An 8570-nucleotide genomic window follows, 5' to 3' on the forward strand; every position below is an offset into this window, starting at 1 on the left:
TAAGGTGCTGTAATCGGGGATGCTCAGTTCGTCAAAAACGGCAAAACAGGTTGAAATCGATGCGGGTGATGAGACTGTGTTCGAGTTCGGGATCGGAGAGGCTGTGCCATTGTCCGAGCAGGACGGCTTTGAACATGGACAACAGGGGATAGGCGGGACGGCCGCGGTGGTCTCTAAGGTAACGGGTTCTTTGACGGTTCAGGTATTGTTCGATCGGTTGCCAATCAATCACCTGATCCAACTTCAATAGTGGGAAGCGGTCGATGTGTTTGGCGATCATGGCTTGTGCGGTTTGCTGGAAGAAGGTGCTCATGAGAAATCCCCTAAATGTCTTGATGGAAATTTAGGGGATTTTGGGGAATTTTGCAAAGGTCTCAGATAGTACGGAACCGATTCACTTGGTGCTTCAGCACCTTAGAGAATCGTTCTCTTTGAGCTAAGGCGAGGCAACGCCGTACCGGTTTAAAGTTAATCCACTATATTTGACGAAAGGTCGTCTGAAAAACCTGAATCTTGGTTTTCAGACGACCTTTTGTTTCAACTCAATCTCAAATCATGAAGACGGTATCAAATCCGTTTCGCCAATTCTTCCGCCTTGCCGATGTACAGCGCGGGGGTCAGGGCGAGCAGTTGGGATTTGGCTTCGGCGGGGATTTCCAGCGATTCGATGAAGACTTTTAGCACTTCGGGCGTGATGCCGCCTTTGCCGCGCGTCAGGTCTTTCAGTTTTTCGTAAGGATTGGCGACGCCGTGGCGGCGCATCACGGTTTGAATCGGTTCGGCGAGCAGCTCCCAAGTGGCATCCAAATCGGCGGCCAGCGCGGCGGGGTTGGGTTCGAGCTTGTTCAGGCCGCGCAGGTGGGCGGCGAAACCCAACACGGCATAGCCTACGCCTACGCCCATGTTGCGCAGGACGGTGCTGTCGGTCAGGTCGCGCTGCCAGCGGGAGACGGGCAGTTTTTCGGATAAGAAGCCCAATACGGCGTTTGCCATGCCGAGGTTGCCCTCGGAGTTTTCAAAGTCGATGGGGTTGACTTTGTGCGGCATGGTGGAAGAGCCGACTTCGCCCGCTTTGACTTTTTGTTTGAAGTAACCCAATGAAATATAACCCCAAACGTCGCGGTTGAAGTCGATCAGGATGGTGTTGATGCGGCTGAGGGTTTGGAAAAATTCAGCCATGTAGTCGTGCGGTTCGATTTGGATGGTGTAGGGGTTGAAGGTCAGGCCGAGGCCGATTTCGACGAAGTTGCGGCAATGGGTTTCCCAATCGACGTCGGGATAGGCGACCATGTGGGCGTTGTAGTTGCCGACGGCGCCGTTGATTTTGCCGAGGAATTCTTGCGTCTGAAGGTTTTTGAACTGGCGTTGCAGGCGGTACACGATGTTGGCGGTTTCTTTGCCCAAGGTGGTCGGCGTGGCGGGTTGGCCGTGGGTGCGGCTCATCATGGGGACGGCGGCAAGGTCGTGCGCCATGCCGGTGAGTTTTTCGATGATTTCGGTAAGTTTCGGCAGGATGACGGTTTCACGCGCTTCTTGCAGCATCAGGGCGTGGGACAGGTTGTTGATGTCTTCGCTGGTACAGGCGAAGTGGATGAACTCGCTGGCGGCGGCGACTTCGGGTACGCCGGCGAAGCGTTCTTTGAGCCAGTATTCGATGGCTTTGACATCATGATTGGTGGTCGCTTCGATGGCTTTGACGGCGGCTGCGTCTTCCAATGAAAAGTTTTCGATGACTTTGTCGATTTCGGCAAGCGTGAAATCGCTGAAGGCGGGGATTTCGGTGATTTTCGGTTCGGCGGCGAGGGCTTTGAGCCAGCTCAATTCGACTTTGACGCGCGCCCTCATCAGGCCGTATTCGGAGAAAATCGGACGCAATGCTTCAACGGATTGGGCGTAGCGGCCGTCTAGGGGGGAAAGTGCAGCGATAGGGTTGATCATGTCGGAGTCCTGTCGGTAGGTCGGTCAAACGGTTAAATCAAACAGTCAAATTGTTTGCAATTATACATGATTTGACTCGGCAACTTGGGGTCGTCTGAAACTACAACCTGCCCTTCAAAGCGTTTTTGACAAACGCCGCCGACTCGCGCAATACCGTGTAACCATAGCCGCCGTAAGGTTCGGAACAAAACGGCGCGGCATACACCTGAATATCGTGTCCCTGCCATTGCCTGTCCGCCATCATCTGCGCCCGCGCCAAATGAAAACCGGCGCTGACAATGACGACGCGCGGGCTGTTTTCAATAAAATCGCGGCTGAACACAATGTTCTCAAACGTATTTTCCGCCCGTCGCTCTTGGATAATGTCCGCCTTCGGCACCCCCATCTTCTCCGCAATCGCCTGCATATTGCCCGAAGCAGACTGAAAATCGCGGCTGAGTCCGCCCGACATCACCAGTTTCTTCACCTTGCCGGCACGATACAGCTCGACAGCCGCTTCAACACGCGCCACCAAACAAGGATTCAGACGACCCCCTTCATAAGAACGCGTCGAAAGCACAACCGCAGCATCCGCCGGACGCACCGTATCCGCATCCAACCGCGACACCCAAAAATCGCGCCACATAATCCACAGCGGCAAAAGCGCGGCGGTAAAGAATAAAATCAATATAAAAACAAGGGCTTTTTTGAACATCCGAATCCTAAAATGATGAAAATAATTGGAACGCGGCTGTACGGGCAGGTTCCGCTTGTTCTTAAGATTTTACGAAATTCATACAGCCGTTCAGCTATATTTTTTTAGTAACCGATTGTTTCTATCCGTCCAAGTACGAATTTTGTTGTCGACAAATATTTTTATGGCTTTTCGTCATCGGATATTATTTAAATTGGGAATGACATTAATGCATAGTCCGGGAATATGATAATCAGTATTGACATGGCGTATAAGGAAAATATATTATCAAAAACAGATTTTTGTAAAAGTTGCATAAAGTCGGCAATATAATATCAACGCCATCATCATCTTGAATGATATGTAGGCTATCTCCAATTTTGAAGACTTTTTCTCTTCGTTCAACTATTAGAGAGTAAACATGAAAAAAGCTTTATCAGTTATTTCCGTAGGTTTTTTATCTCTGTCTCTGCTTGCTGCCTGTAATGGTGGAGAAAGTGAAACCCAAAAAGAGTTAGCTGCATTGAAAGAACAATTGGCGCAGCAACAAAAGCAACAAGCTGAACGCGAAAATCAAGAACAAGAACACCGGAAACAAATTGAGCAACAGCAAAGAGAAGACGAACTCTATCAAAAAGCCTACCAAGATGCCCAAGAAGACTTACAGATGAAGCAAATGCTGGAAGAAGAGAAAAAACAGGAAGAAGCAAAGAAAAAACAGGCTGCTGAGGAACGTAAACGCGAAGAAGCTAAAAAGAAACAAGCTTTAGAAGAGGAACCTAAGCAAAAAGAAGAGGCCAGAATAAAACAAGAAGAACCTAGAATTAGACAAGAAGAATCCCCAAAAGCTACGGCAAAACCGGCTGCTTCACAACAAGCGTCCAAAGTTACCGAAAAACTCGTTCGTTACCCTGCTTTTGTGATTTCGGAATCTGGTAGTGGTTCGTTAAATCTTAGAGGAGGACCGTCTATTTCAGCAGTTTCTGTTACCCAATTGAAAGACGGTCAGCAACTTCAAGTGGTGGCTGAAACCAACGCCTGTACCAATGCCAACGGTGGCTGCTGGGTTAAAGTTCAAGTCGGCGGGCTGACTGGTTATGTGTCTAATGCCTACCTGCAAAAAGGTCATGTACGAGATGGTGCTTATGCATATTAATATCGGATAGATTTTATTGGTGACGTTCTGTATCAAGCAATAAAAGAAATGATGGAAAAGTGAAAAAAATATTGAGGACTGTCTTAATTATTTAGGATAGGGTCCATTCAATAATCCATCCCATCTGGACAATATAGTGGATTAAATTTAAATCAGGACAAGGCGACGAAGCCGCAGACAGTACAGATAGTACGGCAAGGCGAGGTAACGCCGTACTGGTTTAAATTTAATCCACTATAAAATAGAAAAAGGTCGTCTGAAATTTCAGACGACCTTTTTGACGTTTGGTGAAACAACCGAATCTTTAGTCTTTGCGGCGGCTGCCTAAGTCGGCGGCGGCGGTAAAGAGTACGTCGGTGGAGGAGTTGAGGGCGGTTTCGGCGGAGTCTTGGATTACGCCGATAATCATGCCGACGCCGACGACGCGCATGGCGAAGTCGTTGTCGATGCCCAAGAGGCTGCAGGCGACGGGGATCAGCAGCAGCGAGCCGCCGGCAACGCCGGATGCGCCGCATGCGCCGACGGTGGCGACGAGGCTCAGGAGCAGGGCGGTGGGGTAGTCGACAACGATGCCTTTGGTGTGGGCGGCTGCCATGGCTAAGACGGTGATGGTAATCGCTGCACCTGCCATGTTGATGGTTGCGCCCAGCGGGATGGAGACGGAGTAGGTGTCTTCATGCAAGCCGAGTTTTTTCGCCAATGCCATGTTGACGGGGATGTTGGCGGCGGAGGAGCGGGTGAAGAAGGCATAGAGTCCGCTTTCGCGCAGGCAGGTGAAGACCAGTCCGTAGGGGTTTTTGCGGGTTTGCGACCAGACGATGAGCGGGTTCACGACGAGGGCGATAAACGCCATGCTGCCGAGCAGGACGGCCAGCAGGCGTCCGTAGCTGAGGAAGGCGGAAAAGCCGGTTTCGGCAACGGTTTGGGAGACCAGTCCGAAAATACCCAAGGGGGCGAAACGGATAACCCATTGTACGACGGTGGTAACGGCGTCGGAGAGGTCGGCGACGACTTGGCGGGTGGTGTCGGAGCCGTGGTGGCGCAATGCGGAGCCTAAAACCAACGCCCATGCGAGAATGCCGATGTAGTTGGCTTGCGCGATGGCGTTAATCGGGTTGGACACGAGCTTCATCAAAAGCTCTTTGAGGACTTGGATGATGCCGGAGGGCGGGGCGAGGGTGGAGGTAGCTACGTCTTTAAACACCAGCGCGGTCGGGAGTGCCATACTGGCGGCAACGGCGACGGCGGCTGCAGCAAATGTGCCGACGAGATACAGAATAATGATGGGTTTGATTTTGGCTTCGCCGCCTTTGCGGTATTGCACCAGCGCGGCGGTTACTAAGACAAACACCAATACGGGGGCGACGGCTTTCAATGCGCCAACGAACAATTCGCCGAGCAGCCCTGCGCCCAAACCTGCTTTCGGGGAAATGGAGCCGACCAAGACGCCCAACATCAAACCGATGATGATTTGCGGGACAAGTCCGATACGGTTGACTGCGTTCAGCAGTGGATTACCACTTGCCATGATATGTCCTCTTACTTTATGTGTTAAGAAACGTTGCATTTTAAAAGAAAATATCAATTATTGCGCAGGTTTACATATCAAATCGATTGTTGTGGCGGAAAATGCTTGATTTTTTAGAGAATTGGGCAGTTTGTGCCATATTTTTCGGTTTGGAAGGAGTTAATGTGTTTGGCTTCTGTGGCGCAGAGACAGGGGTATCCGCCTTTTCAGACGACCCCTCTGTCTCGGGCGGGGTTTTAAACCCGATTGAAAATAATGGTAGAATTTAAAACTCTTCTGTCGTTGAAACACTTTTTGCCATGACCAGACTGACTTCGCCCATTTTGATTGCCTCACTCGCCCTTGCCTACGGACACGCAGCCGCAGCCGATCTGCCGCGTGCCGAAGACTACGAACCGATTCCCGGCTTCAAGCAGGGCGGGCAATCCGAGCAGGCTGACAAAGTAGGTAAATTGACGCCCAAGTTTCCCGTCAAAATCGAAACCAAAAACAGCGAAGTCAAATCCATGCTCGAAGAATACCTGCCGCTGATTACCCAGCAGCAGGACGAAGAGTTGGACAAAGAGCAGGTCGGCTTCCTTGCCGAAGAAACGCCCGACAACGTCAAAACCATGCTCAAAACCAAAGGCTATTTCAACGGCAGCGTCAACGTCCAAGACAACGGTTCGAGCTACACCGTCGCCGTCAATCCCGGCCCACGCACCAAAATCGACAACGTCAGCGTCGCCATCCTCGGCGACATCCTTTCAGACGACAATCTTGCCGAGTATTACCAAAAAGCCATGCTCAACTGGCAGCAGCCCGTTGGCGAATACTTTGACCAAGACGGCTGGAGCGGCAGCAAAACCTCCGTCCTCAGCGCAGTAACCCGCAAGAAATACCCGCTTGCCAAACTCAGCAATACCCAAGCCACCGTCAATCCCAACAACAACACCGCCGATCTGAACGTGATCGTCGAAAGCAACCGCCCCATTTATTTCGGCGACTTTGAAATCACCGGTACCCGCCGTTATCCCGACAACGTCGTCGCCGGTCTGGCACGCTTCAAACCCGGCGCGCCCTACGACCTCGACCTCTTGCTCGACTTCCAACAAGCGCTCGAACAAAACGGACATTACTCCGGCGCATCCGTTCAAGCCGACTTCGACCGCCTCCAAGGCGACCGCGTGCCCGTCAAAGTCAACGTTACCGAAGTCAAACGCCACAAACTCGAAACCGGTATCCGCTACGATTCCGAATACGGCCTCGGCGGACGCATCGGTTACGACTACTACAACCTCTTCAACAAAGGCTACATCGGCTCCGTCGTTTGGGACATGGACAAATACGAAACCACCCTTGCCGCCGGTATCAGCCAGCCGCGCAACAGCGAAGGCAAATACTGGACGACCAACACGTCCTACAACCGCTCGACCACCCAAAACCTTGAAAAACGCGCCCTGACCAGCGGTATTTGGCGCGTGCGCGACCGCAACGGCATCGAATCGCGCCTCGGTATCGAATTCATCACCGAAGACCGCAAAGTGCCCGATACCAATTACGACCTCGGCCGCAGCCACGCTACCATGCTGACCGCCTCGTGGAAACGCCAAAACATCGAAACCGAGCTGCGTCCCGAAAACGGCTACTACCTCGACGGCAAAATCGGCGCAACGCTGGGCAACTTCCTGTCCTCCACCGCCATGGCGCGCGCCACCGCCCGCGCAGGCTATTTCTACACGCCCGAAAACAAAAAACTCGGCACCTTCATCGTCCGCGGGCAGGCAGGTTACGTTTACGCCCGCGAAGGCGAAGACGTACCTTCCAGCCTCATGTTCCGCACCGGCGGCGCCTCTTCCGTACGCGGTTACGAACTCGACAGCATCGGTCTGGCAGGTCCGAACAATTCCGTCCTCCCCGATAGGGCATTACTGGTCGGCAGCCTCGAATACCAATTCCCGATTACCAAAAGCGTATCCGGCGCCGTCTTCCACGATGTCGGCGACGCCGCAGGCAACTTCAAACGCATGAGTATGAAACACGGCACCGGCCTCGGCGTGCGCTGGTTCAGCCCCGTCGCCCCGTTCTCCTTCGACGTCGCCTACGGACACCAAGACAAAAAACTCCGTTGGCACATCAGCTTGGGCACAAGGTTTTAAGGTCGTCTGAAAACAAAAAGCAGGGGTGCGTGATGGCATCCCTGCTTTTTTATGTGGTATGTGGAAACCGCACACGTCGGGTTTTCGAAAGCCAACGGATTCGCAGCCGACAAAAAACGGTCAGACCAAATGTTTTGCCAAAAGATTAAGGGCAAACTCGACAGCCTGTGTTCTGACGGCTTCGCGGTCGCCGCTGAAGACTTGCATCTGTTCCAATGATTCGGTCGGCGTGGACAAACCGAACCAAACCGTGCCGACAGGTTTCGCCGCGCTGCCGCCGCCCGGGCCTGCGATGCCGGAAATACTGAGGGCGTAGTCGGCTTGAGCGACGGCTTTCGCACCGCGCGCCATTTCGTAAACAGTCTCGCGGCTGACCGCGCCGTGTTGCAGCAGCGTGTCGGGCATGACGCCGAGGCGCTCTTCTTTGGCTTGGTTGCTGTAAGTGACGAAACTTTGATGAAACCATTGCGAGCTGCCTGCAATGCTGGTGAACGCGCCCGCCAACAGACCGCCGGTGCAGGATTCGGCGCAGGTGACGGTTTGGCGGTGTCGGGTGAGGTGTTCGGCTATGGTTTGCAGGGCGGTCATGGGATGTCCTTTCGCTGGGCGGGTTTCCCCGAAATATGGGGTTGGGTGGAGACCCTATTATATAGTGGATTGCAGAGAGTGGGCGAAAGGTCGTCTGAAAACCGGAATCCCAATTTGAGACCTTTGCAAAATTCCCCAAAATCCCCTAAATTTCCATCAAGACATTTAGGGGATTTCTCATGAGCACCTTCTTCCAGCAAACCGCACAAGCCATGATCGCCAAACACATCGACCGCTTCCCACTATTGAAGTTGGATCAGGTGATTGATTGGCAACCGATCGAACAATACCTGAACCGTCAAAGAACCCGTTACCTTAGAGACCACCGCGGCCGTCCCGCCTATCCCCTGTTGTCCATGTTCAAAGCCGTCCTGCTCGGACAATGGCACAGCCTCTCCGATCCCGAACTCGAACACAGTCTCATCACCCGCATCGATTTCAACCTGTTTTGCCGTTTTGACGAACTGAGCATCCCCGATTACAGCACCTTATGCCGCTACCGCAACTGGCTGGCGCAAGATGACACCCTGTCCGAATTGTCAAACTGAT

General features: G+C 52.6%; 6 protein-coding genes and 3 pseudogenes. 4 read left to right on the forward strand and 5 right to left on the reverse strand.

What is annotated here, in order from left to right; all coding sequences use genetic code 11:
• From HMPREF1028_RS09205 to HMPREF1028_RS09215, 3 genes and pseudogenes are all read right to left on the reverse strand, one after another.
• Positions 1–313, reverse strand: a pseudogene (locus HMPREF1028_RS09205) (transposase); the annotation flags it as partial.
• A 254-nt stretch (positions 314–567) separates the two neighbouring features.
• On the reverse strand, positions 568–1938 hold the full coding sequence (purB, locus tag HMPREF1028_RS09210; protein WP_009312528.1) for an adenylosuccinate lyase: 1371 nt from the start codon (positions 1936–1938) through the stop codon (positions 568–570).
• 100 nt (positions 1939–2038) lie between these two features.
• Positions 2039–2632 carry a YdcF family protein gene (locus HMPREF1028_RS09215; protein ID WP_009312529.1) on the reverse strand — a complete coding sequence of 198 codons (594 nt, stop codon included), beginning with the start codon at positions 2630–2632 and terminating at the stop codon, positions 2039–2041.
• Positions 2633–3032: 400 nt separating this feature from the next.
• Here HMPREF1028_RS09215 and HMPREF1028_RS09220 point away from each other — a divergent pair, with 400 nt between their 5' ends.
• Together HMPREF1028_RS09220 and HMPREF1028_RS14780 are read left to right on the forward strand one after the other, a co-directional pair.
• Complete coding sequence (locus HMPREF1028_RS09220) at positions 3033–3767, forward strand: SH3 domain-containing protein (RefSeq protein WP_003755704.1); 735 nt, start codon at positions 3033–3035, stop codon at positions 3765–3767.
• Between the two features lie 129 nt (positions 3768–3896).
• Positions 3897–4004, forward strand: a pseudogene (locus HMPREF1028_RS14780) (IS5/IS1182 family transposase); the annotation flags it as partial.
• Positions 4005–4071: 67 nt separating this feature from the next.
• Here the strand turns inward: HMPREF1028_RS14780 and sstT are convergent.
• Positions 4072–5295, reverse strand: coding sequence for a serine/threonine transporter SstT (gene sstT / locus HMPREF1028_RS09225; RefSeq protein ID WP_009312530.1), 1224 nt, complete (start codon positions 5293–5295; stop codon positions 4072–4074).
• A gap of 299 nt (positions 5296–5594) precedes the next feature.
• Between sstT and HMPREF1028_RS09230 the strand changes: the two genes are divergently transcribed.
• Positions 5595–7433 carry an autotransporter assembly complex family protein gene (locus HMPREF1028_RS09230; protein ID WP_009312531.1) on the forward strand — a complete coding sequence of 613 codons (1839 nt, stop codon included), beginning with the start codon at positions 5595–5597 and terminating at the stop codon, positions 7431–7433.
• A 120-nt stretch (positions 7434–7553) separates the two neighbouring features.
• On the opposite strand, the gene HMPREF1028_RS09235 is transcribed toward HMPREF1028_RS09230, so the two are convergent.
• The gene (locus HMPREF1028_RS09235; protein ID WP_009312532.1) at positions 7554–8021 is read right to left on the reverse strand and encodes a CinA family protein; all 468 of its coding nucleotides are present in this window, start codon (positions 8019–8021) and stop codon (positions 7554–7556) included.
• 179 nt (positions 8022–8200) lie between these two features.
• Between HMPREF1028_RS09235 and HMPREF1028_RS09240 the strand changes: the two are divergent.
• Positions 8201–8560: pseudogene (locus HMPREF1028_RS09240) on the forward strand (IS5/IS1182 family transposase); the annotation flags it as partial.
• Positions 8561–8570 lie beyond the last annotated feature (10 nt).

Source organism: Neisseria sp. GT4A_CT1 (assembly GCF_000227275.1).
GTDB lineage: Bacteria > Pseudomonadota > Gammaproteobacteria > Burkholderiales > Neisseriaceae > Neisseria.

Excerpts from the sequence above, each read along its gene's own strand:
- purB (WP_009312528.1), bottom strand. The coding sequence starts at position 1,938 with ATGATCAACCCTATCGCTGCACTTTCCCCCCTAGACGGCCGCTACGCC.
- HMPREF1028_RS09215 (WP_009312529.1), bottom strand. The coding sequence starts at position 2,632 with ATGTTCAAAAAAGCCCTTGTTTTTATATTGATTTTATTCTTTACCGCC.
- HMPREF1028_RS09220 (WP_003755704.1), top strand. The coding sequence starts at position 3,033 with ATGAAAAAAGCTTTATCAGTTATTTCCGTAGGTTTTTTATCTCTGTCT.
- sstT (WP_009312530.1), bottom strand. The coding sequence starts at position 5,295 with ATGGCAAGTGGTAATCCACTGCTGAACGCAGTCAACCGTATCGGACTT.
- HMPREF1028_RS09230 (WP_009312531.1), top strand. The coding sequence starts at position 5,595 with ATGACCAGACTGACTTCGCCCATTTTGATTGCCTCACTCGCCCTTGCC.
- HMPREF1028_RS09235 (WP_009312532.1), bottom strand. The coding sequence starts at position 8,021 with ATGACCGCCCTGCAAACCATAGCCGAACACCTCACCCGACACCGCCAA.